We start from the raw sequence: 21,170 nt of genomic DNA on the forward strand, positions 1-21,170 counted from the left end.
TCGGTCCCACATGTCAACACCACGTGGCCCGAAGCGCTTCCCATGACCGCGAGACACCCCGTGGGACGCGTCACAGGCCCGACTGGTTCTGCTGTACCGATCGTGCAAGGTCCGTCCACAGGTTCGGCCCGTGGTCGGGTTCGTTCCCGGTGACGCCCGATACTTGAGAGACTGGGGCCCACGGACCAGTACTGGCCGCCGTCGCCCACCAACACGCCCCGACCACACAGGAGCACCATGGACCCCGACCGCGTCCTGGAGGGACTGGACCCGGAGCAGACCCAGGCGGCGCGCGCACTGCGCGGCCCCGTGTGCATCCTCGCCGGAGCGGGCACGGGCAAGACGCGCGCGATCACCCACCGCATCGCCCACGCGGTCGCGAGCGGGGTCGTCTCCGAGCAGCAGATCCTGGCGGTGACCTTCACCGCACGGGCCGCGGGCGAGATGCGCGGCCGGCTGCGCGGACTGGGCGCCCCGAGGGTGCAGGCCCGCACGTTCCACTCCGCCGCGCTGCGCCAGCTCTCCTTCTTCTGGCCGCAGGTGGTCGGCGGCCCGCAGCCCACGCTCATCGAGAGCAAGATCCAGGCGGTCTCCCGCGCGGCGAACTCGGTCGGCGTGCAGCCCGACCGCACCGGACTGCGCGACCTCGCGAGCGAGATCGAGTGGGCCAAGGTCACCCAGGTGCGGCCCACCGACTACGAGCGCACCACCACCAAGCAGGGGCGCCAGACCCCGCTGCCCGCCGCCGAGGTCGCCCGGGTCTTCGAGGCCTACGAGGAGCTGCGCCGCGAGCACAACCTGCTCGACTTCGAGTCCATGCTCGAACTCACCGCGGGCATGATCACCGAGTACCCCGCGATCGCCCAGCGCGTCCGTGACCAGTACCGCTACTTCGTCGTCGACGAGTTCCAGGACGTCAACCCGCTCCAGAAGCTGCTCCTGGACGCCTGGCTGGGCGACCGCGACGACCTGTGCGTGGTGGGCGACCCCAGCCAGACCATCTACTCCTTCGCGGGCGCCACCCCCGGCTACCTCACCGGCTTCGGGGCGCGCTACCCCCACGCCACCGTCGTGGAGCTCGTACGCGACTACCGCTCCACCCCCCAGGTCGTGCGGGTGGCCAACCACGTCATCGCCCAGGCCCGCGGTACCACCTCCGCCAAGCACCTGACGCTGCGCGCCCAGCGCCCCGACGGCCCCGACCCCATGTACAAGGAGTACGACGACGAGCCCGCCGAGGCCACCGGGGTCGCCCGCCAGATCGCGGTGATGCTGGAGGGCGGCACGCCCGCCGGCGAGATCGCGGTCCTGGTGCGCACCAACTCCCAGTCGGCCGCCTACGAGCAGGCGCTGTCCGACGAGGGGGTGCCGTTCACCGTGCGCGGCACCGCGCGCTTCTTCGAGCGCCCCGAGATCAAGAAGGCCGTCCACACCCTGCGCGGTGCCCGGCACGAGGTGGCGGGGGAGGAGTCCGAGCCCCTGGTGGCCACCGTCCGCCAGCTCCTCGGCCCCCTCGGGCTCACCGAGGCCGCCCCCGAGGGACGCCAGGCCCGTGAGCGGTGGGAGTCGCTCTCGGCGCTGGCCCAGCTCGCCGAGGACATGGCCGCCACCGCGGGCGCACGCGGCCGCCCGGCCACCATGGCCGACTTCGTCGACGAGCTCGACACCCGCATGGCCACCGAGCACGCGCCCGGCTTCGAGGGCGTGACCATCGCCTCGCTGCACTCCGCCAAGGGCCTGGAGTGGGACGCCGTGTTCCTGGTCGGCCTCACCGAGGGCATGATGCCGATCATCTACGCCGAGACCGACGAGCAGGTGGAGGAGGAGCGCCGCCTGTTCTACGTCGGGGTCACCCGGGCACGCGAGAGCCTGTCCATGAGCTGGTCGCTGTCCCGGTCGCCGGGCGGGCGCCGCACCCGCAAGCCCTCCCGTTTCCTGGACGGCCTGCGCCCGGCCTCGCCCAGCACCTCCTCCCGCCGCGCCGACCGCCGTAAGGGCGGCGTCAGCCGGTGCCGCGTGTGCGGCACCTCCCTCTCCGACGCGGCCGAGCGCAAGCTGGGCCGCTGCCTGGACTGCCCCTCCAGCTACGATGAGGCGCTGTTGGAGCGGCTGCGCGACTGGCGGCGCACCAGCGCCCAGGACCAGAAGGTGCCCGCGTACGTGATCTTCACCGACGCGACCCTCCAGGCCATCGCCGAACAGGAGCCGAGCAGCGTCGCCCAGCTGTCGGCGGTATCCGGGGTCGGGGCCGTGAAGCTGGACCGCTACGGTGAGGCGGTGCTCGCGCTGGTGGCGGGCGCGGAGGCGGCCGACGTCGTCGCGGACGGCGCGGGGCCCGGAGCGGACGTGGAGGAGTCGACGCATGAGTGAGATCGCCGAGGGGCAGGGCCGGGGGCAGTCCCTGGACGACCTGCTCGCAGTGCTGGACCTGGAGCGCATCGAGGTCAACATCTTCCGGGGGTCGAGCCCGGAGGAGGGGCCCCAGCGGGTGTTCGGCGGGCTCGTCGCCGGCCAGGCGCTGGTCGCGGCGGGGCGCACCGCCCCGGAGGACCGCTACGTCCACTCCCTGCACGCCTACTTCATCCGGCCGGGCGACCCGTCGGTGCCGATCGTCTACGAGGTCGACCGGGTGCGCGACGGCCGGTCGTTCACCACCAGACGGGTGGTGGCGGTCCAGCACGGCAAGCCGATATTCACGCTGTCGGCGTCCTTCCACAAGGAGGAGCCGGGCCTGGACCACCAGATCCCCATGCCCGACGTGCCGCCGCCCGAGGAGCTGCCCAGCACCCGCGAACGGCTCCAGGAGGCGTTCGGGAAGCTGCCCGGGTTCGTCACCTGGCACCCGATCGAGCTGCGCCCCACGGGCCCGCTCTCCTTCGAGGCCGAGCGGGACCCGCGGCTGCGGACCGCCACCAACCCGGTGTGGCTCAAGGTCGACGGCAAGCTGCCCGACGACCGCCTCACCCAGGTGTGCCTGATGACCTACGCCTCGGACATGACCCTGCTCGACACAGTCCTGCTCCGGCACGGCCGCTCGTTCGCGGGCATCTCCATGGCCAGCCTCGACCACGCGATGTGGTTCCACCGCCCGTTCCGCGCCGACGAGTGGCTGCTCTACGCCCAGGAGACGCCCACCGCGCAGGGCGCGCGCGGCCTGGCCCGCGGGCTCGTCTACACCCGCGAGGGCGAACTCGTCTGCTCCGTCGTGCAGGAGGGGATGATCCGGGTGATCGACGCCGAGGGCTGGAGCTGAACGCCGCGCGAAGGCCCGGCAACACTCGCAGGCCCCGGAAGATTCCCGGGAACTCTTGGCCGGATGCGGACGTTTTCGCAGGTCAAAAATAGGTTGCTGATTTTCACGGCCAACCCATAGTGTGTACATCGTCGCCATGAACACCACTGGCACAGGTGCAAGACCCTGTCGCCCGACCCGAAGGAGGTGCCTGATCTGATGACGAACTTCACGTTGAACCACGGCTTCACCATGCCGTCGCGTCCGTGGTCCCTGACCGCTGACACGGGCACCGCCATGCGCGGTCGCGCGGACGCCACCGCCGGGGTCGGCACCATCGCCGGCGTCATCGGCGCCACCGGTGGGCGTGGACACCTGAGCTCTCTGCGAGAGCGGCAGGACGTCCAGTTCGCCCTCATCGGCACTGGCAACGGCAGTGGTGTGTCCGCTGACAGTGGCTTCGCCCTCACCGGCAAGCCCCTGGCGGATCACGCCGAAGCTGAAGCTACCCCGCGCCGTTACGGCGCACCGGGGGAGTGTCCACGGAGGATTCCGGCCTAGAGCAGGACAGGCCGAGAGTTTCGACCGTGGCCGCGGACCCCGAATCAGGGGCCGCGGCTTTCTTTGTATCTCCGTCCGTTCTCCGTCCCCCAGGGACGCGGGAGAGGACGGCGGCATCGCAAGTCCAGGTCCCTCACCGGACCGGTTCCGGTGACTGACAGCACCGACCGCGTTGTACGAAACGATCAAAGATCTTGGAGGGCACCGATGCTTGCGTCGGTCCTGGAGACGCCCTGGCTGGGCGACACCAACGTTCCCTGCCGTACCGAGCCCGACCTGTTCTTCGCCGAGGCCCCCGCGGACGTCGAGGCGGCCAAGGCCGTCTGCGGAGCCTGCCCCGTGCGTGAGCAGTGCCTGGCGGACGCGCTGGACCGCAAGGAGCCGTGGGGCGTCTGGGGCGGGCAGCTGCTCGTCGCCGGCCAGGTCGTGGCGCGCAAGCGCCCGCGCGGTCGTCCCCGGAAGAACCCCGCGCCGGTCGCGGCCTGAACCACCCCCGCCCGCCCCCACCCACTCGAAGCCACCACCGAAGGACCCACGATGATGCTGCAGGAACTGATCCGGATGTCCGACACCGAGGAACGGTCCATGGAACCGCGCGAGCGCGAGGGCCGCAGGCTCGGAGCGCGTCGGCTGCGCGCGCGCCAGCGCGCGGAGCGTCGCCTGGAAGAGGGACTCATGGAAATAGCGTGGTCGCGCCTGTGTTGAGGCGTGACCGTGCCCGCCGGAACTGAGGGACCGGACGACCGGGCGGAGGCCTCTTCAGGGGTCACCGTCCGGTCTCACTTTCATAACCGAATGATGTAATGGGATCTGCCGAACACCGCCGTGTGGCCTGTCTCACGGACGCGAGACGGCGCTGGTCAGGGACGAATGGTCGACAGGGCAGGGATTTCCGGTCGCGGAGCCTCGCTCGGTCAACCGGTGAAAGCCGTGACATACCCGGCGCCGGACACCTGTGCGAAAGCGCTCCGCTCGGCTACCGTAAACTTCGTGCCCTCGAACACCAAAATCGAGGTACGACGCAGTCCTCGCCGCCGACGCACGGTGTCGGCTTACAGGGACGGGGACACCACGGTCGTCCTCGTGCCCGCCACGTTCTCCCGCGCTGAGGAAAAGCGATGGGTGGGACGGATGCTGCAACGGCTCGAAGCCCGTGAGGGCGGCCGCCACTCCGGAGACACCGAGCTCCAGGAGCGCGCCGTCGAGCTCGCCCGGCGCTACCTCGGCGGCACCGAGCTGCCCGACAGCGTCCGCTGGGTGGACAACCAGAACACGCGCTGGGGTTCGTGCACACCCGACACCCGTGCCATCCGCATCTCCCGCCGGCTCATGGGGATGCCCGCGTGGGTGGTCGACTACGTCCTCATCCACGAACTCGCGCACCTCTTCCACGCCGACCACGGCCGTGCCTTCTGGGCCCTGGTGCACCGATACCCCAAGGCGGACCGCGCCCGCGGCTACCTGGAGGGCTACAGCGCCGCCACCCGCACGGAGCCGTGCGGCCACGGCGGCGAGGGCACCGACCACGGACTCGACGACGGCGAGATCGCGCTGGACGACGACACCGACGGCCAGGGGAGCTGACCGTCGCGACGCACGGGGGGACATCGAAGCGGTCGCGCGTGCTCGGCACCGCCACGGCGAGCTGCGGGCTCGTCCTCCTCCTCGTGGTGGTCGTCCTTCTCGTCCGGGAGATCCGCCACGAGCCGCCGCCGCACGACCCGCCGCCCGTCGCGGAACAACGCGTCGGCATGACCGGCGGGGAGTTCACGCCGATGTCGGCCGTCGAGAGCGTCACCACCTTCCGCGCCACGGTCACCTCGGTGGGCACCGGGGTCGAGGGTCTGGAAGGCAGGAACGGACCCCTCACTCCCGACGGACAGTTCGTCGTCGTGCACCTGACGGTCAAGAACACGACCCGCTCCCCGACCCACGCCGGGGTCTCGGGATTCGACTTCGTGGACACGGACGGCGAGGTGGCCGCCCCGCACCGCGAGGCCACGACCGAGGCCATGGCGCTCAACGGCCTGCCGGTCGGCGGTGACCTGGAGTTGGGGCAGACCAAGTCGTACATCAACGTGTACGAGGTCGACGCCTCCGCCCGCCCGGCCGAACTCGTCGTCGAGGACGCGGACCTGTTCGGTCCGTCCACCATCGACATCGCGGGCTGACCGCGGCCGGCACTGCTCGGCGCACGCGGCCGACCCTCGCGGCCGGGCCGGACCGTGGAGTCCCGGGCCCCCGCCGCGGACGAAGGGAGTGCGGGCAGGGAACGCCCGGACCCGGTGGCCCTACCGGTGCGGCCCTACCGGCCGCGGCCCGCGCGGGCGCGGTGGTCGGCCACGGCCGCCGCGGCCTGACGGACCAGGTCACGGCAGGCGTCGTCGGACGGGTCCGGCACCGCGTCCACCGGGAACCAGCCGAGGTCGGTGGACTCGTCGGGGTCGCGGACCAGGACGGCGTCGGCCGGGGCCAGCACCGCGTAGCGCACGTCGAAGTGGACACTCCCGCCACCGCACGGCACCGGATGGCTGTCCAGCGACACCGGGCCCGGGAGCAGCTCCAGGCCCCGGATCCCGGTCTCCTCCTCCGCCTCGCGCAGGGCCGCGGCCGCCAGGTCGGCGTCGTCGGCCTCGCAGTGCCCTCCCGTCTGCAGCCACATCCCGAGGGCGCGGTGCAGGGTGAGCGCCACCCTGGAACCATCGGCGGAGATCACGGCGGAGCTGGCCGTCACGTGGCCGGGGCGGCAGGTCCGCCACATTGCGTCCTCGTGCTCGTCCAGGTGGGCCAGGTACTCCCGGCGCAGCCGCTCCTGCCTGGCGTCGGGCGCGGTCCACGCGCCCAGGACCGCCCGGGCGTCGGCGTGCAGCGACACTCAGGCGTCCTCTCCGCGGTCCGTGCCCGCGTCCCCGCCGTCGTCCGGCTTGTCGTCGGGCTTGTCACCGGGCTTCTCGCCGGTCAGCGTCGAGATGTCGAAGTCGGCGCCGCCGAACTCCCCACCGCTGACGAAGGCCTCCGGGTCGTCCAGGTCGGCACCGGTCGGCATCAGGTCCGGGTGCTGCCACACGGCGTCGCGCCCCTCGACACCGCGCTCGCGCTCCAGGGCGCTCCACAGCGCGGAGGCCTCGCGCAGCCGACGCGGCCGCAGCTCCAGGCCGACCAGTGCCGCGAAGGTGTGCTCGGCCGGCCCACCGGTGGCCCGGCGGCGCCGGGTGGTCTCCGCCAGCGCGTTGGCCTGCGGCAGCCGGTCGGCCACCGCGGCGGTCACCACGGTGGCCACCCAGCCCTCGATCAGGGCCAGAGCGGTCTCCAGCCGGCCCAAGGCGGCCTTCTGCTGCGGGGTGTCCTCCGGCTGGAACAGGCTCTCGCCGCCCACACCGCCGGACAGCGCCTCCTGGAGCGCCTCGGGGTTGGTGAGATCGATCTCCCCGAGCTTGTCCTCCAGGCCGCTGACGTCGAACGACATCCCTGCGGCGTACTCCTCCACGAGCCGGGACACGTGCGAGCGCAGCCACGGCACGTGCGAGTACAGCCGGTGGACGGCCGCCTCGCGGGCCGCGAGGTAGAGGCGCACCTCGTCGTCGGGGATCTCCAGGCCCTCGCTGAACCGGGCCACGCCCGGCGGCAGCAGGGCCGCGTTGCCCTCACCGGCCAGGGGGAGGCCGATGTCGGTGGTACCGGTCACCTCGCGGGCCAGTTCGCCGATGGCCTGGCCGGCCTGCTGGCCGACCATCATGCCGCCCATCTGCTGGACCATGCCCAGCAGCGGACCGGCCACGGACTGCATCTCCTCGGGCAGGTTCTGCCCCATGGCCTGGACCGTCTTGGACGTCAGCGGGTCGCACAGCTGCGCCCAGGAGTCCATCGTCTTCTCGATCCACTCCGACCGGCTCCAGGCCTGAGCGGTGTGGACGCCCGACGGCAGGTCGGTAGCCTGGTCGAGCCACAGGTCGGCGAGGCGCAGCGCCTCCTCGACCTTGGCGTAGTCGTGGGGCGGAATACTCGGGTCGCCGTGCTGGGACACCGTGTGCCGCGCGATGTTCTTGGCCATGTCCCAGTTGATCCCGGACGTGGAGGACGGCGATGCGCCGCCCCCGCCGCCGGGGCTCGGCTGTGCCGACATCATGTCGGCGAACTGGCGCAGCATGTCGGCCATCTGCTGCGGGTCGCCGAACGGGAAACCGTCCGGCGTTCCGGAGTCCCCCCCGCCCGGGCGGCCGCTGCCGGCACCCGAGCCGGAGCCGCCAGAGTGGCGTCCGGACTCGTCATCGGGATCGTTCGGCATGCTGAAACCGAAAGGCAGGTCGCTCACAATCAGACCTCAGGCAGGATTAGGTTTGGTCTCCACTGTCACGTTAGCTGGGAGTCGCCCGGAGTGAATACCGAAAGCAGCCAGGTTCGCCCAGAGCACAGCCCCTCCGATGGAGGCGGTGTGGTCGTGGCGGTCACCGGTGCCGCCTCCGGAGTGGGTCGGCTCCTCGTGCAACGCCTGGCCACTCCGGATGGTTCCACGGCCCCGCGGGAGATCGTGGCCATCGACGAGGAGTTCGCCGACCTGCGCGGCGTCACGTGGCGGATCGCCGACGTGTGCGACCCCGGGCTGGTCTCCCGGCTCGGCGGTGTCGACGTCCTCGTGCACACCGCCGACGACCGCTCGCCCGACACCCGCCCGGCCGACCGGCGCGCGCACAACATCCGCGCGGCCCAGACCGTCCTGACCGCCGCGGCGGCCTCGGGCATCCCGCGCGTCATCCTGGTCACCAGCACGATGGTCTACGGCGCCGCGCCCGACTCCCCCGTCCCCCTGCCCGAGGACGCCCCGCGCGTGTCGGACAACAGCGAGGGCCTGATGGGGGACTTCGCCGAGGTCGAGGCCCTGGCCGAACGCGCCCGCCGCGCCCACCCCAGCCTCGCGGTGACCGTCGTGCGCCCCGCGCCGCTGGTCGGGCCGGAGCTCGACACCCTGTTCAGCCGCCACTTCTCGGCGCCGCGCCTGCTCACCGTCAAGGGCCACCGGCAGCACTGGCAGTTCTGCCACGAGGACGACCTCACCAGCGCGCTGGCCTTCTGCGCGCTGCACGGCGTCGACGGCCCCGACGGCGCGCTCGCGGTCGCCAGCGAGGGCTCGCTGACCCAGGAGGAGGTCGAGGACATCACCGGGATGAAGCACTTCGAGGTCCCCGCCAACCTGGCCTTCGGCGCGATCCGCCGCCTCCACCAGGCCCGCATCACCCCGGCCGCGGAGGGCGAGCTGAAGTTCCTCGTCTACCCCTGCGTGGTGGACTGCGGGTCCCTGCGCGAGGCCGGATGGAAGCCGGGCCACGACAACGGGGAGGCCCTGGAGGTGCTGATGGCCTCCAAGAGCGGCAAGCACGCGCTCGTGGGCCGCAGCCTCGGCCGCAAGGAGGTCACCATCACCGCGGCCGGTGCGGCCGGCGCCGCGGCGGCCGCCATCGGCACCGCCGCCGCCATCCGCCACCTGCGCCGCCGCAAGGGCGGCTGAGCCGGACCGCCGACCGGTCCGCTCTCGCGCGGAGGAACCCCAGGTTGATACGGTCATGGTGTGGAAGAGATCACCATTGCAGCCGTACGCGAGACCCCGCTGTCCGTGGACGAGGTCCTGGACGCCGTGACCGACGAGCGCGCGGGCGGTACCGCCGTGTTCATCGGGACCGTGCGCGACCACGACCACGGCCGTGACGTGGCCGCACTCGCCTACTCGGCGCACCCCACCGTGGAGGCGCAGCTGCGCGTCATCATGGAGAAGGTGCTCAGCGACACCTCCGCCCCCGGCCGCCCGGTCCTGCGCATGGCCGCGGTGCACCGCGTCGGCCAGCTGGGGATCGGCGACAAGGCGGTGGTCGTGGCGGCCGCCGCCGCGCACCGGCAGGAGGCCTTCGAGGCCTGCCGCCGCCTCATCGACGACCTCAAGGCCCAGGTGCCCATCTGGAAGCACCAGTCCTTCGAGGACGGCGCCGACGAATGGGTCGGGGAGTCGGGCGCCCCTTAGACGCGCCCTTCGCGCCTTCTGGTGCACTCCCTCGTTCCTCGGGAGTGCACCTCCAGGCCCTTTAGGACCCGTCGGCGCCCTCTCTGTGCTTTCTTGGGGCCTCCGCTCGTGCCCACGCCGTCGCCCGCCACCACCCTCAACGGACGCCTGCGGCGCAGTCCTTCTAGCTTTGGCCCGTGCTCGTGCGCCCCTTAGACGGGGCCTTCGCGCCTTCTGGTGCGCTCCCTCGTTCCTCGGGAGTGCACCTCCAGGCCCTCCGGACGCGTCGGCGCCCTCGCCGTACTCTCCGGCGTCCTCGCAGGCTCGGACGCGGGGCGCCGAGTAGCCAGTGTTCTTCGTCGTCGACTTGCCTTGCTCGCAAGCTCGCTGCGGCGCCGTCTCCTCCTGCAGAACACTGGCGCGCCCCTCGCGAACCCCCCAGCGGTCCCCATCGCTGAACGGCCTACCTTTCACCCTCTCGGGTTGAGGTAGGCCGTCTCCTGCAGCTCCAACCCGCTGGGCACCCCATCGCTGGACGGCTTCCCTCTGACGCATCTGGGCTGGGCCGTGTCGTGTGGCTTCGGCCCGCTGGCTCTGAGGTAGGGGATTGAGCGTGCACACATGGGTCTGCGTGAATCCCTGGGGTGAGAGGTCAGCGGTTTTGCTCAGGGGACCACAGGGGGTTAGGCGTGAGCGATGTGTGCGTGGGGGCCACAGGGGGGTTGATCGGGCCAAAGCGAGGAACGAGCGGCGGCCCAAGGCAAGCACAGGTGTGAGGGGCGCGCCGGGCCTGCAGGAGGAGTCTCTGCCGCCAGCGAGCTTGCGAGCCAGGCAGTAGCGACGACGAAGGCCCGGCGTGAAGCGCCCCGAACACAAGCGAGCACCATAAGGTGTGCTTCATGGTTCGTCGTGTCATGACCCTCGTTGTCGCGCTCGTCCTCCTGGTGGGGATCGGGGCCGCCGGTCTGCTGCTTCCCCTGCCCTACCTCGTGGCCGCGCCCGGCGTCACGGTCAACACGGTCGGGGAGCTGCGGGGCGAACCCGTCATCACCGTCGAGGGCGCCGACAGCTACGTGCACGACGAGGGATCGCTCTCCATGGTCACCGTCCAGTACGCGGGCGGACCCGACCACCGGCTCAACTTCTTCACGCTGGTCACCGCCTGGCTCTCGCCCACGCAGGCGGTGCTGCCCGAGGAACTGCTGTTCCCGGCGGGCCGGTCGCCGGAGGAGGTCAGCGAGCGCCAGTCGGTGCAGATGAACGACTCCCAGACCGACGCGACGGCCGCCGCGCTCAGCCAGCTCGACATCGACTACGACGCCGTCCCCCAGGTCGCCGAGACCGTCGAGGACATGCCGGCGCACGGAGTCGTCGAGCCGGGCGACGTCATCGTCGCGGTCGACGGCCGCACCGTTCCCACCAGCGCCTCCGGCGACGACCCCGAGGAACTCGTGGGCAGCGCCGCCGTCGTGGAGTGGGTGAGCTCGCGCGAGCCGGGCGACCCGGTGGAGCTCACGCTGGACCGCGGCGGCGAGACCGTCGACGTGGAGCTGGAGACCCGCCGGGGCGAGAACGGCGCCGCCGTCGGCGTGCTCATCGCCGACGACATGGACTTCCCGCTCGAAGTGGAGATCTCCGTCGGCGACATCGGCGGGCCCAGCGCCGGCATGATGTTCTCCCTCGGCATCATGGACCGCCTCACCGAGGAGAGCCTCACCGGCGGGGCGCACATCGCCGGTTCGGGCACCATCACCTCCGCCGGGCAGGTCGGCGGCATCAGCGGCATCCCGCAGAAGATGGTGAGCGCCCGGCGGGACGGGGCCGAGTACTTCCTCGTCGCCGCCGAGAGCTGTTCACAGGTCTTCCAGTCGGACGCCTACGAGGACCTCGAAGTGGTGCGGGTGGAGACCCTCACCGACGCGGTCGGGGCCCTGGAGACCATCCGCACCGGCGAGGGCGAGCTTCCCCGCTGCCAGGAGTGAGCTCAGGACCCGGACGACTCGTCCAGGTCCAGGGTGAGGGCGAGCGCGGACGTCAGGGCCGGGATCAGGTCGGCGCCGTTGAGCACCTCCGACTCGGAGTCGTGGCTGCGCATGCGCATCGCGCAGTGCCGCGAGCCGTCCCGCATCACGCCCGCGACCATGCGGATCTCCTCGGTCTCGCGACCGGAGGCGGCGGGGTCCTCGCCCGCGGCGAGGGTCTCGTCGGAGCCCTTCACCGCCAGGCGCTCCATGACCAGGGCGCACCCGGCCACGCCCTCCGGCCACAGGATGCGGCCGAGCGCCTCCTCCAGCGGGACGTCCTGCGGCAGCGGGTCCTGCTCCACCGGGGTCAGCTCGCCCGGGTCGGTGGGGGAGTCGATCCCCAGCAGGTTCGCCAGCGCCGGCTCCGCCTTCAACAGGTCGGCGGTGGGCACCAGGGCGTACAGCCCCAGCGGCCGGTCCCAGCCCTGTTCGGCTGCGTGGCGTTCGAGGTCCATGACGGCTTCGCGAATGTTCGACACGCTTCCATAGTGGCCCATGTGCGAACCTCGCCGCTCCGGTTCCCGGACAGTAGGGTCGCTCACATGGTCGGCCGACGGATGGATGCACCTCTGATACACCACCGATGCCGCCTTGTCACCGGGTGCGGGGTGATTTCGGGAACCCGGCGGCCACCGCATAAGTTCTCAGTGATGAAGGCGCCCCACGCGCACCGAACGCACCTACCAAGCCAGAACGAGGGGGAGGCGTGAGCTTCCGATCGCCCGGCGCACCACCTGCGCGTATGCCTCGCCGATCAAGGTTGCTCGCGCCTGTCGCGGCGACCGTGGTCGTCATCATCGCGGCGCTGATGTTCGCCGCGAACTTCTGGACCGACTACAAGTGGTTCAACGCCGTCGGGTTCTCCACGGTCTTCCTGACCGAACTGTGGACCCGAGTCCTGCTGTTCGCCGTCGCGGCCCTGGTCATGGCCATCATCGTCGGCGCCAGCATCTTCTTCGCCTACCGGGCCCGGCCCGGTGTGCGCCCCATGAGCCTGGAGCAGCAGGGGCTGGACCGCTACCGGCAGTCCATCGACCCGCACCGCAAGCTCTTCTTCTGGATCGCGGTCGGCGCCCTCGCGCTGCTGGCGGGAGCCGCGGCCGGCGGTGACTGGCGTGCCTACCTGCAGTTCGTCAACTCCGTCGACTTCGGTACGGCCGACCCCGAGTTCGGGATGGACGTCGCGTTCTTCGCGTTCACCTACCCGTTCCTGCGGATCCTGCTGGGCTACCTGTACGCCGCCGTGATCCTGGCGTTCATCGCCGCGGTGATCGTGCACTACCTGTACGGCGGTGTCCGCCTGCAGAACGACTCCGGCCAGCGCGCCACCCCCGCCGCCCGGGTGCACCTGTCGGTGCTGCTGGGCGTCTTCGTGCTGCTGCGCGCCGGATCGTACTGGCTGGACCGCTACGGACTGGTCTTCTCCGAACGCGGCTACACGTTCGGTGCCTCCTACACCGACGTGAACGCGGTCTCCACCGCCCTGGTGATCCTCACGGTCATCTCCGTGATCTGCGCGGTGCTGTTCTTCGCCAACATCTACTTCAAGAACACCATGGTCCCCATGGCCAGCCTCGGGCTGCTGGTGCTGTCCGCGGTGCTGGTGGGCGTGGCCTACCCGGAGATCGTCCAGCGCTTCCAGGTCGGACCGAACGAGCAGCGCCTGGAGAGCCCGTACATCGAGCGCAACATCGAGTTCACGCGTGAGGCGTACGACATCGCCGACGCCGAGGTGGAGACCTACGACGCCACCACGGAGCTGACGCCCCAGGAGCTGTCGGCCGCCGCCGACGACATCCCCAGCGTCCGTCTGGCCGACCCCTCGGTCGTGTCGCAGACCTTCCAGCAGATGCAGCAGGTCCGCGGGTTCTACCAGTTCCCGGACGTGCTGGACGTCGACCGCTACCCGGACGCCGACGGCAACCTCATCGACACGATCGTCGCCGTCCGCGAGCTCGACGGTCCCCCCGAGGACCAGGACAACTGGCTGAACCGGCACCTGATCTACACGCACGGGTACGGCATGGTGGCCGCCGCCGGCAACCTGATCGACGCCGAGGGCCGGCCGGTCTTCACCGAGTACAACATCCCCCCGCGCGGCGAGCTGAGCGACGTCGTGGGCGAGTATGAGCCGCGGATCTACTACGGCCGCGAGGGCGCCGACTACGTCATCGTGGAGGCCGAGCAGGAGTACGACTACCCGCTCGACGCCGAGGAGGACACCGAGGACGTGCCCACCCTGGACGACGCGGTGGACGCCTCGCCCAGCCCCTCCGCCGACGAGGCGCGGGTCCCGGCCGACTCCGAGGGCGGGGAGAGCCCCGCCGCCGAGGAGTCCCCGGCCGCCGAGGAGTCCCCCGCGGCGGAGGAGTCCCCGGCCGAGGGCGAGGAGGGCGGCGAGGGCAGCACCTCGCAGGCCTACAACAACTACGCCGGCGACGGCGGCGTCCAGCTGAGCAGCTTCTTCGACCGGGTCCTGTACGCCATCAAGTACCAGGAACCGAACATCCTGCTCAACAGCGCGATCTCCAGCGACTCGCGGATCATCTACGAGCGCGACCCGGTGGAGCGCGTCGAGAAGGTCGCGCCGTTCCTCACCACCGACAGCAGCCCGTACCCGGCCGTGGTCGACGGCAGGGTCCAGTGGATCGTCGACGCCTACACCACGTCCGACGGCTACCCGTACGCGAACCGGATCGACTTCACCGACGCGGTGACCGACACCTTCACCGACGGTTCCGCGCAGCAGGTCGGCGCGCTGCCCGGCAACGAGGTCAACTACATCCGCAACTCGGTGAAGGCCACCGTCGACGCCTACGACGGCACGGTGACCCTGTACGCGTGGGACGAGCAGGACCCGGTCCTGCAGACGTGGATGGGCGCGTTCCCGGGCATCATGACGAGCCGGGACGAGATGAGCGAGGACCTCCTCGACCACGTCCGCTACCCGGACGACCTGTTCAAGGTGCAGCGCGAGATCATGCGCGAGTACCACGTCACCGACGCCTCGTCCTACTACGGCGGCCAGGACTTCTGGTCCGTGCCGACCGACCCCACCAACGAGACGGAGACCTCGGAGCCGCCCTACCGGCAGACGATCCGGTACCCCGGCGAGGAGGAGCCGAACTTCTCGCTGACGAGCACCTTCGTCCCGCGCGGCCGCGAGAACCTGGCCGCGTTCATGGCGGTGAACAGCAACCCGAACTCGGACGACTACGGCCAGCTGCGGCTGCTGGAGCTGCCGCGCAGCACGGTCATCTTCGGGCCCGGGCAGGTGCAGAACGCCTTCGACGCCGACGCCGACGTCCGCGAGGTCCTGCTCCCGCTGGAGCAGTCCAACGCCGAGGTGACGCGGGGCAACCTGCTCACCCTGCCGTTCGCGGAGGGCCTGCTCTACGTCGAGCCGCTGTACGTGCAGGCGGGTGGCGGCGGAGCCGCCTCCTTCCCGCTGCTGCAGCAGGTCATGGTGGGCTTCGGTGAGGAGGTCGCCATCGGCAGCAACCTCCAGGAGGCGCTCAACAACCTCTTCGCGGAGGGCGAGGCACCCCTGGAGGAGGGTGACACGGCCCCCGAGGAGGACGAGGAGCCGGCCGAGGGCGGCTCCGGTGACGAGAACCCGAACCAGGAACTCACCGACTCCCTCAACGAGGCGGTGGAGGCCTGGGAGGACGCCCAGGAGTCGCAGGACGAGGCCGACGAGCGACTGCGCGAGGCCCTCGAAGCCATCGAGGAGCAGATGAACGAGTAGCGCCGGAACGCTCGCTCACGCGGCGGGGCGGGGCCTTCGGGTCCCGCCCCGTTCGCGTGCGCCAGGTCTCCCCGCGCCGATTTGGGTTCCGCGCCCAGGCACGCTACTCTGAGAACACAACGACGCGGGGTGGAGCAGTTCGGTAGCTCGCTGGGCTCATAACCCAGAGGTCGCAGGTTCAAATCCTGTCCCCGCTACGAAGAACGGACCCGGGAGAAATCCCGGGTCCGGTGCTTTTACCGGTGCTTCGGCGCCGGAACGGTCTGAACGGGGTTCTGCCCCTGCTAGACTGGGTGAAGATCAGGCCGAAAGGTCGGATCGCCGGTGGATCCCGGAATCGCCTTCTTCGGAAAAGCGATTTGCCACCGAGGGTGAAAGGCCCTAGAATAGGGATCACGACGCGGGGTGGAGCAGTTCGGTAGCTCGCTGGGCTCATAACCCAGAGGTCGCAGGTTCAAATCCTGTCCCCGCTACCAAGGAAACACCGGGTGGAGAAATCCACCCGGTGTTTTTCGTTGTGCCGACCATTTCCACTCGTGCAATGCGAAAGGGGCGGCCCCGGCGAACGGGTCCGCCCCTTTCACGGATCAGAGCGTGCGGCCCTCGACCAGTTCCACGACGTGGTCGGCCCGTTCGGCGACCTTGGGGTCGTGGGTGACCACGACCACCGCCGCGTCGCGCAGGCGGGCCTGCTCCAGGAGCTGGTCCATGATCATCGTGCTGCTGGCGGCGTCCAGAGCGCCCGTGGGCTCGTCGGCGAGGATGAGCGCGGGTTCCCGGCTCAGCGCGCGCGCCAGCGCCACACGCTGCTGCTCACCGCCGGAGAGCTGGTGCGGCTGCGAGTGCAGCCGGTGGCCCAGACCCACGGTCTCCAGCAGTGCGCGGGCGCGGGTCCGCCGGCTCAGCAGCGGCACACCGGCCAGCACCATGGGCACGCACACGTTCGCCAGCGCCGTGCGCCGCTCCAACAGGTGGAACTGCTGGAACACGAAGCCGACGCCCTCGCCCCGGAGGTGGGAGCGGCGCCCCTCGCCCAGCCGGGTGGTGTCCACGCCGTCGAACACGTAGGTCCCGCCGCTGGGCCGGTCGAGCAGCCCGAGCAGGTTGAGCAGGGTGGACTTGCCGGAACCGGACTGGCCGACGATCGCCACGACCTCGCCGCGCGTCACCTGGAACGTGCAGTCGTGCAGGACGTCGATCCGCGTCCCGGACACCATGAAGTGCCGGGTGAGGTGTTCCACCCGCAGCAGCGGCTCGCGTCCGGGCGGCGCGGAGGCGGGCGCGGGGACCCCGGCGGGGGCGGCCACTACTCCACCACCTCACCCTCGTACTCCATGAACTCCTCCTCCGTCAGCTCGTCCCCGGGTACCACGGCCCCGGGCACGTCGAAGCGGGGGTCTAGCGGGATGGGGTCGAGCACCTGGTCGCCGACGCTCAGCCCGGAGACGACCTCGACCGAACTGCCGTCGGAGACGCCCAGTTCGACCTCGCGGACCTCCTCGGTGCCGTCGGAGGCGATGACGATCACCTCGCCGCTCTCGCTCGTGCCGCGCACCGCGGTCACCGGGATGACCATGACGTTCTCCGCGCCGCCGGTGGCGATGGACATCTTGCCGGTGACGCCCTCGAAGACCCGAAGGTCCGAGGGGACGCGGCAGGACAGCTCGGCGGAGCCGCCGGAACCGCCGCCGACCTCGCCCGGGAACTCCTCGCCGGGGAACTCCCCGCCCTCGCCCGCGGTGTCGCCGTCGTCGCCGGCGGCACCGCCCTCGGCGGCGCCCAGCGACAGGAACTCGCACTCCGCGGCGGGCGGTCCCTCGGTGATCTCCAGGAGGATGTCGTGCGGGTCCTCGTAGAACCGGTAGAGGTCGTTGGCGGGGACGGAGGCCACGGCCCGGAACTCGTCCGGGGCGACGTTGGCCACCACCGCGCCGGGTTCCAGGACGTCGCCGACCCGAAGGTCCTCCAGCCCGGACACACGTCCCTCCACCGGTGAGTGGAGGCTGACCTCGCGGGTCCCGCCCCCCTCGCCGTCCTCGCCGTCTCCGGCGGCCGCGTCCGGCACCGCCACGTTGACGACGGGGGCGCCGTTGTCCACGAGGGAGCCGTCGCTCACCCACACGCGGGTGACCGTTCCCCCGTTGCGGGCCTCGACGTCCTCGCCCGGCTCGGCGCGCACGGTGGCGTCCAGCACCATGAGGGAGTCGACGGAGCCCATCTGCACCTCGACGGGCGCGCCGCCCATGTCGAGGGCGCCCTGGCCGGCGTCCATGTCCTCGCCCCCCGCGCCGCCGAGCAGGCGCGGCAACAGGAGGAGTCCGGCGGCGACGATTCCGGCGAGGGCGACCAGCGCCACCCCGGTGATGATCCACTTCTTCAAGAGTTCTCCTATTCCCGCAGCCCGGCGACGACGGAGGCGCGCAGCGCCCGCATCGCGGGGATGATCCCGGCCAGCATTCCGACGAACGCCGCGCTGCCGAGCCCGACGAGGACGGCCGACGCGGGCATGCCCAGCGTGACCCCGGCCGGCAGAGTCACCAGGCCGTCGATGATCCGACCGGCCAGCAGGACCACGGCCCAGCAGCCCAGGACCGCGATGACGCCGGCCACCAGCGACACCACGACCGACTCCATGACCACGGCCACGAACAGCGTGAGGCGGCTCGCGCCCAGGGCCCGGTAGGTGGCGAGTTCGCGGCGGCGTTCGCGCACGGTGACGAGCCCGACGTTGAGCACGCCGAGCAGGCCGGTGGTGAGGGTGATGACGGCGATGCCCGCCAGCCCCCAGGACAGGTAGCGCACGGCGCTCTGCAGCATCTCCGTCTCGTCCATGCGCCAGGAGTCCAGGGACCCGGCGTCCTCGACGCCCCAGCGCCAGGAGGCCGAGGCCAGGCGCTCGGTGAACTCCGTGCCCATGGGGTCCTGGGCGGCGGGGTCCTCGGGGTCGATGCGGACCTGGTACATCGTCTCGGTGTCCGATTCGCTGAACAGCAGCTCCTCGGTGGCGGGGGAGCGCAGCAGGTACGCGCTCTGCCACGAGAAGTCCAGCGCGGTGCTCTCCACGACACCGACCACGCGCGCGTCCAGCCACTGCCCCGTGCCGATCTGGACCCGGGTGACGTCGCCCAGGGCGTCGGCCAGCTCCTCGTTGACCACGAGGACCGGCGCGAGGGACTCGGTGTCGGCGTCGGTGAACCAGCGGCCCTCCGCCATGGTCATCCGCCGGATGTCGCCCATCGCGACGTCCACGCCGACGAACTCCACGTCGGGCAGGACGGTGTCTCCGGAGCGGATGACCGGCGGCTGGGAGGGCCGCTGGTAGACGGAGATGTCCTGGCCGCCCGCGCGGCGCAGGTCCTCCTCGAAGGCGTCCCGGTCGCTGATCTGCGACCACACGCTCACCTGGAGCGTGGCGGGGAGTCCGACGTTGGCCTCCCCGTAGGCGACCGCGAACCGTTGGCCGAAGTCTCCGGCGGTGACCACCAGGACCAGTGCGCCGACACCGACGACGATGCCGGCGCAGGAGAGGATGGTACGGGCGACGTTGGCCCGTGTTCCGGCGAAGGCCAGCACGATCCCGGCTGTGAGGGAGCGCAGCATTCGGCCCCTTCCGTGATGTCTGGGAACCGGCGCCGGGATGCGGCGCCGGAGGCCCCGCCCGGGGCGGGGGTTCATCACGTCCATCGTCGGGGGGAGCGGTTCCGGTTCACCTCGCGAACGGGTTTTCCCGCGCCGCTATCCCCGTGCTCACTCCAGGGCGAAGCCGTCGCAGGCCAGCGGCGTGCCGGTGTCGGCGTCGGTCCACACGACCGTGTGGACGCCCGGGGCCGGGTCGGTGCCGAAGTCGTCCGGATAGACGAGGCGGGTCCACTCCTCGGCGGTGAGGTCGGCCTCGGCGGTGGCGGCGCCGCCGTCCGGCCCGACGACGGTGGCGGCCACGGCGGCGGTCCCGTGGTCGGTCCCGGCACCGTCGGCGGGCAGCAGGCCGAGTTCGACCGCCTCGTCCGGGGCGGACGGTTCGCGCGGGGCCTCGGTCCGCCAGCTCCCGGACCCGGGGGAGTCCACGGCGGGCTCGCACAGGAACCTCGCCGGGTCGAAGGCCGTGTCGGGCACCCCCAGCCCGGGGGCGCCGCTGGTGGTGCGTACGGTGTCGGCGATCATCTCGCTGAGCTCCTCGGGCGTGTGCCCGTGGCCGGTGGCGCAGCCGCCGGCCAGCAGCACGAGGGCGCCGCAGAGCACGGCTCGAAGGGGAGTCGGGTTCAGCACGGAACTCACGTTACTACGTTGCGTAATGATGTGGGTGCGCAAGGTGGTGATTCGTCGCGGGGTCCCGTTGTCCACAGGCGCCGCCCCTCCGCCTGTGCGGGGGTGTCGGATTCCGGTACGTTGGCGCCGGATGTCCGTCGACGAGGGGTCTTTCGTGAACGCACGCCCGGCCTGGTGGGTCGCTCCGGTCAACGCGCTGTTGACGCCCGTGACGAGGTCCCGGTTCCGGGACCCCGCGCGCGCGTTCGAGGCGGCCGAGCGGGCGGCGTCCGACCGCAGCGGGCTTCCCTGGCCGAAGGACCGGGAGTTCCGGTCCGAGCTGCGCTTCCTCAGCGACGCCTGGCTGAGCGCGCCCGGGATCACCCCCCTCGGCCGCCTGTCCGTCCAGAACGAGGTGGAGCGCCGGCTGGAGACGCGGCTGCGCCTGCTGCACCTGTTCGACGCCCGCCCCGAGACCGCCGACCAGGTGGTGGACCGCCCGGTGTTCATCACCGGGCTGCCCAGGACCGGCACGACCTTCGCGCACGGACTGCTCGCCCAGCACACCCGCACGCGGGCGCCCGCGCTGTGGGAGCTGCTCAACCCCGTCCCGCCCAGCGGCCGGGAGGGCGAGCGCGCGCTCGCCAGGCGGGAGCGCCTCGCCTCGGCGCGGTCGTCGATCCGCTTCCTCGACGCCATGGCGCCGCGCTGGCAGTCGATCCACCCCATGCACCCGCTCGAACCCGAGGAGTGCGTGTTCGTGCTCCCGCACAGCCTGGCCCACCACGTGCGGATCCCCGTCCCGGAGTACCGCGCCTGGATGGAGGAGCGCGACGCCACGCCGGACTACGAGTTCCTCAAGGCCGTCCTGCAGGCGATGCAGTCCACCCGCGGCGGCCCCCGCCGATGGGTGCTCAAGTCGCCCCTGCACCTGGGCGGCCTGGACGCGCTGCTCAAGGTCTTCCCCGACGCCACCGTCGTGCTCACCGAGCGCGACCCGGTCCGGGCGACGGCGTCGTGGGGCAGCCTGGTGGAGGCGGGGATGTCCCTGCACCTGGACCGGGTGGACCCGCACTGGATCGGTGAGGAGTGGCTCGGGATCTGGACGCGCGCCATGGCGCGGGCCGCACGGGTCCGGGCCGAGAGCGCGCCCGGCACCTTCGTCGACCTGCCCTATGACGAGCTGACCGCGGACCCCGTGGGGGTCGCCGAACGCGTGTGGACGGGGCTGGGGGAGGAGTTCGACGACCTCAGCCGCCGGCGGACCACCGACTACACCCGGCGGGACCGCCGCCCCTCACCGCACAGATACACCATCGACCACTACGGCCTCACGCCCGAGCGCGTGCTCACCGCCTTCGGCGGCTGAGG

Annotated in this window: 19 protein-coding genes and 2 tRNA genes; 14 read left to right on the forward strand and 7 right to left on the reverse strand. The window is 71.4% G+C overall.

Features of this window, described 5'->3' with window-relative positions; all coding sequences use genetic code 11:
* Window positions 1–237: 237 nt before the first annotated feature.
* From HNR10_RS21435 to HNR10_RS21465, 7 genes are all read left to right on the forward strand, one after another.
* Complete coding sequence (locus HNR10_RS21435; RefSeq protein ID WP_179826303.1) at window positions 238–2,370, forward strand: ATP-dependent DNA helicase UvrD2; 2,133 nt, start codon at window positions 238–240, stop codon at window positions 2,368–2,370.
* On the forward strand, window positions 2,363–3,253 hold the full coding sequence (tesB, locus tag HNR10_RS21440) for an acyl-CoA thioesterase II (protein WP_179826305.1): 891 nt from the start codon (window positions 2,363–2,365) through the stop codon (window positions 3,251–3,253). Before HNR10_RS21435 ends, tesB begins: the two co-directional genes overlap by 8 nt.
* A 198-nt stretch (window positions 3,254–3,451) precedes the next feature.
* Window positions 3,452–3,793 (forward strand): hypothetical protein, encoded by a 342-nt coding sequence (locus tag HNR10_RS21445; RefSeq protein ID WP_179826307.1) that lies wholly within the window; start codon window positions 3,452–3,454, stop codon window positions 3,791–3,793.
* Between the two features lie 207 nt (window positions 3,794–4,000).
* Window positions 4,001–4,279 (forward strand): WhiB family transcriptional regulator, encoded by a 279-nt coding sequence (locus HNR10_RS21450; RefSeq protein WP_053618900.1) that lies wholly within the window; start codon window positions 4,001–4,003, stop codon window positions 4,277–4,279.
* A gap of 51 nt (window positions 4,280–4,330) precedes the next feature.
* Window positions 4,331–4,498 carry a hypothetical protein gene (locus HNR10_RS21455; RefSeq protein WP_179819782.1) on the forward strand — a complete coding sequence of 56 codons (168 nt, stop codon included), beginning with the start codon at window positions 4,331–4,333 and terminating at the stop codon, window positions 4,496–4,498.
* A 285-nt stretch (window positions 4,499–4,783) separates the two neighbouring features.
* Window positions 4,784–5,377: a M48 metallopeptidase family protein gene (locus HNR10_RS31375; RefSeq protein ID WP_312889368.1), complete on the forward strand. Its 594-nt coding sequence runs from the start codon at window positions 4,784–4,786 to the stop codon at window positions 5,375–5,377.
* 38 nt (window positions 5,378–5,415) lie between these two features.
* A complete protein-coding gene (locus HNR10_RS21465) occupies window positions 5,416–5,964 on the forward strand; it encodes a DUF4352 domain-containing protein (protein WP_179826310.1) in 549 nt (182 codons plus the stop codon).
* 134 nt (window positions 5,965–6,098) lie between these two features.
* On the opposite strand, the gene HNR10_RS21470 is transcribed toward HNR10_RS21465, so the two are convergent.
* Window positions 6,099–6,668, reverse strand: a complete 570-nt coding sequence (locus tag HNR10_RS21470) for an NUDIX domain-containing protein (RefSeq protein ID WP_179826313.1) — start codon at window positions 6,666–6,668, stop codon at window positions 6,099–6,101.
* Window positions 6,669–8,105: a zinc-dependent metalloprotease gene (locus tag HNR10_RS21475; RefSeq protein ID WP_179826315.1), complete on the reverse strand. Its 1,437-nt coding sequence runs from the start codon at window positions 8,103–8,105 to the stop codon at window positions 6,669–6,671.
* 120 nt (window positions 8,106–8,225) lie between these two features.
* Here HNR10_RS21475 and HNR10_RS21480 point away from each other — a divergent pair, with 120 nt between their 5' ends.
* The 3 genes from HNR10_RS21480 (at window position 8,226) to HNR10_RS21490 (ending at window position 11,764) form a co-directional block, all read left to right on the forward strand.
* On the forward strand, window positions 8,226–9,296 hold the full coding sequence (locus HNR10_RS21480; protein ID WP_179826318.1) for an NAD-dependent epimerase/dehydratase family protein: 1,071 nt from the start codon (window positions 8,226–8,228) through the stop codon (window positions 9,294–9,296).
* Window positions 9,297–9,356: 60 nt separating this feature from the next.
* The gene (locus tag HNR10_RS21485; RefSeq protein ID WP_179826320.1) at window positions 9,357–9,803 is read left to right on the forward strand and encodes a molybdenum cofactor biosynthesis protein MoaE; all 447 of its coding nucleotides are present in this window, start codon (window positions 9,357–9,359) and stop codon (window positions 9,801–9,803) included.
* 893 nt (window positions 9,804–10,696) lie between these two features.
* The gene (locus HNR10_RS21490; RefSeq protein ID WP_179826322.1) at window positions 10,697–11,764 is read left to right on the forward strand and encodes a YlbL family protein; all 1,068 of its coding nucleotides are present in this window, start codon (window positions 10,697–10,699) and stop codon (window positions 11,762–11,764) included.
* Window positions 11,765–11,766: 2 nt separating this feature from the next.
* On the opposite strand, the gene HNR10_RS21495 is transcribed toward HNR10_RS21490, so the two are convergent.
* On the reverse strand, window positions 11,767–12,285 hold the full coding sequence (locus HNR10_RS21495) for a PPA1309 family protein (RefSeq protein WP_312889369.1): 519 nt from the start codon (window positions 12,283–12,285) through the stop codon (window positions 11,767–11,769).
* 305 nt (window positions 12,286–12,590) lie between these two features.
* On the opposite strand from HNR10_RS21495, the gene HNR10_RS21500 reads away from it, so the two are divergent.
* The 3 genes from HNR10_RS21500 to HNR10_RS21510 all read left to right on the forward strand — a co-directional run bounded on the left by HNR10_RS21500 (window position 12,591) and on the right by HNR10_RS21510 (window position 16,030).
* Window positions 12,591–15,554 carry a UPF0182 family membrane protein gene (locus HNR10_RS21500; protein WP_179829881.1) on the forward strand — a complete coding sequence of 988 codons (2,964 nt, stop codon included), beginning with the start codon at window positions 12,591–12,593 and terminating at the stop codon, window positions 15,552–15,554.
* A 123-nt stretch (window positions 15,555–15,677) separates the two neighbouring features.
* Window positions 15,678–15,751, forward strand: a tRNA-Met gene (locus HNR10_RS21505).
* Between the two features lie 202 nt (window positions 15,752–15,953).
* Window positions 15,954–16,030 (forward strand) — tRNA-Met (locus HNR10_RS21510).
* A 111-nt stretch (window positions 16,031–16,141) separates the two neighbouring features.
* Here the strand turns inward: HNR10_RS21510 and HNR10_RS21515 are convergent.
* The 4 genes from HNR10_RS21515 to HNR10_RS21530 all read right to left on the reverse strand — a co-directional run bounded on the left by HNR10_RS21515 (window position 16,142) and on the right by HNR10_RS21530 (window position 19,829).
* On the reverse strand, window positions 16,142–16,771 hold the full coding sequence (locus HNR10_RS21515) for an ABC transporter ATP-binding protein (protein ID WP_246407522.1): 630 nt from the start codon (window positions 16,769–16,771) through the stop codon (window positions 16,142–16,144).
* Window positions 16,772–16,860: 89 nt separating this feature from the next.
* Window positions 16,861–17,934 carry an efflux RND transporter periplasmic adaptor subunit gene (locus tag HNR10_RS21520; protein ID WP_179826326.1) on the reverse strand — a complete coding sequence of 358 codons (1,074 nt, stop codon included), beginning with the start codon at window positions 17,932–17,934 and terminating at the stop codon, window positions 16,861–16,863.
* Window positions 17,935–17,942: 8 nt separating this feature from the next.
* Window positions 17,943–19,154, reverse strand: a complete 1,212-nt coding sequence (locus HNR10_RS21525; RefSeq protein WP_179826328.1) for an ABC transporter permease — start codon at window positions 19,152–19,154, stop codon at window positions 17,943–17,945.
* 147 nt (window positions 19,155–19,301) lie between these two features.
* On the reverse strand, window positions 19,302–19,829 hold the full coding sequence (locus HNR10_RS21530) for a hypothetical protein (protein WP_312889370.1): 528 nt from the start codon (window positions 19,827–19,829) through the stop codon (window positions 19,302–19,304).
* Between the two features lie 145 nt (window positions 19,830–19,974).
* Here HNR10_RS21530 and HNR10_RS21535 point away from each other — a divergent pair, with 145 nt between their 5' ends.
* A complete protein-coding gene (locus HNR10_RS21535) occupies window positions 19,975–21,168 on the forward strand; it encodes a sulfotransferase family protein (RefSeq protein WP_312889371.1) in 1,194 nt (397 codons plus the stop codon).
* The last annotated feature ends 2 nt before the right edge of the window (window positions 21,169–21,170 follow it).

The organism is Nocardiopsis aegyptia, assembly GCF_013410755.1.
Taxonomy (GTDB): Bacteria; Actinomycetota; Actinomycetes; order Streptosporangiales; family Streptosporangiaceae; genus Nocardiopsis; species Nocardiopsis aegyptia.

Coding starts and splice junctions, on each gene's coding strand:
- HNR10_RS21435 (WP_179826303.1), top strand. CDS start 238: ATGGACCCCGACCGCGTCCTGGAGGGACTGGACCCGGAGCAGACCCAG.
- tesB (WP_179826305.1), top strand. CDS start 2,363: ATGAGTGAGATCGCCGAGGGGCAGGGCCGGGGGCAGTCCCTGGACGAC.
- HNR10_RS21445 (WP_179826307.1), top strand. CDS start 3,452: ATGACGAACTTCACGTTGAACCACGGCTTCACCATGCCGTCGCGTCCG.
- HNR10_RS21450 (WP_053618900.1), top strand. CDS start 4,001: ATGCTTGCGTCGGTCCTGGAGACGCCCTGGCTGGGCGACACCAACGTT.
- HNR10_RS21455 (WP_179819782.1), top strand. CDS start 4,331: ATGATGCTGCAGGAACTGATCCGGATGTCCGACACCGAGGAACGGTCC.
- HNR10_RS21490 (WP_179826322.1), top strand. CDS start 10,697: ATGACCCTCGTTGTCGCGCTCGTCCTCCTGGTGGGGATCGGGGCCGCC.
- HNR10_RS21515 (WP_246407522.1), bottom strand. CDS start 16,771: ATGGTGTCCGGGACGCGGATCGACGTCCTGCACGACTGCACGTTCCAG.
- HNR10_RS21525 (WP_179826328.1), bottom strand. CDS start 19,154: ATGCTGCGCTCCCTCACAGCCGGGATCGTGCTGGCCTTCGCCGGAACA.